Source organism: Pseudomonas sp. BAV 4579, from assembly GCF_009765395.1.
Classification (GTDB): Bacteria; Pseudomonadota; Gammaproteobacteria; order Pseudomonadales; family Pseudomonadaceae; genus Chryseomonas; species Chryseomonas aestiva.
In genome coordinates, this window is the sequence record NZ_WHOV01000229.1 from 1 (window position 1) to 925 (window position 925).

At 61.4% G+C, this 925-nt stretch carries 1 protein-coding gene; it reads left to right on the forward strand.

The features are described from left to right. Window positions 1-925: efflux RND transporter permease subunit (locus GSQ95_RS25535; RefSeq protein WP_178123852.1), on the forward strand; the 925-nt coding region annotated here is incomplete at both ends.

Consider the following 925-nt stretch of genomic DNA (forward strand, 5'->3'; position numbering starts at 1 on the left):
GACGGTGCAGGACACCGTGGTCCAGGTCATCGAACAGCAGATGAACGGGATCGACAACCTCAGGTACATCTCCTCGGAGTCCAACTCCGACGGCAGCATGACCATCATCGTGACCTTCAACCAGGGCACCAACTCCGACATCGCCCAGGTCCAGGTGCAGAACAAGCTGCAGCTGGCGACGCCGCTCCTGCCGCAGGAAGTCCAGCAGCAGGGCATACGCGTCGCCAAGTATCAACGAAACTTCTTGATGATCGTAGGTCTGGTATCCAAAGATAGTTCAGCGACCGCAGAAGACCTGTCTAACTACATTGTTTCGAGCTTACAAGATCCCATCGCACGGACCACAGGTGTGGGTGACTTCCAGGTATTCGGTGCCCAGTACGCCATGCGCATCTGGCTGGATCCGCTAAAGCTGGTGAAGTACCAGCTCACCCCGGTCGACGTCAGCAGCGCCATCCAGAGCCAGAACGTGCAGATCGCCTCCGGTCAGCTCGGCGGCCTGCCGGCGGTCCCGGGGCAGCAGCTCAATGCCACCATCATTGGCAAGACCCGCCTGACCAGCGTCGAGGAGTTCGGCAAGATCTTCCTCAAGGTCGACCAGAGCGGTGCCCAGGTGCGCCTGCGTGACGTGGCCCGGGTGGAACTGGGGGGCGAGAATTATTCCACGTTCGCGCAATTTGATGGCAAGCCGGCCGCCGGCATGGCGCTGCGTCTGGCCACCGGCGCCAATGCCCTGGACACCGCCAAGGCGGTCCGCGCCACCATCGAACGCCTCAAGCCGTTCATGCCGCCGGGCATGGAGGTGGTCTATCCCTATGACACCACCCCGGTGGTCACCGCCTCTATCCATGAGGTGGTCAAGACCCTGGGCGAGGCGATCCTGCTGGTGTTCCTGGTGATGTTCCTGTTCCTGCAGAACTTCCGG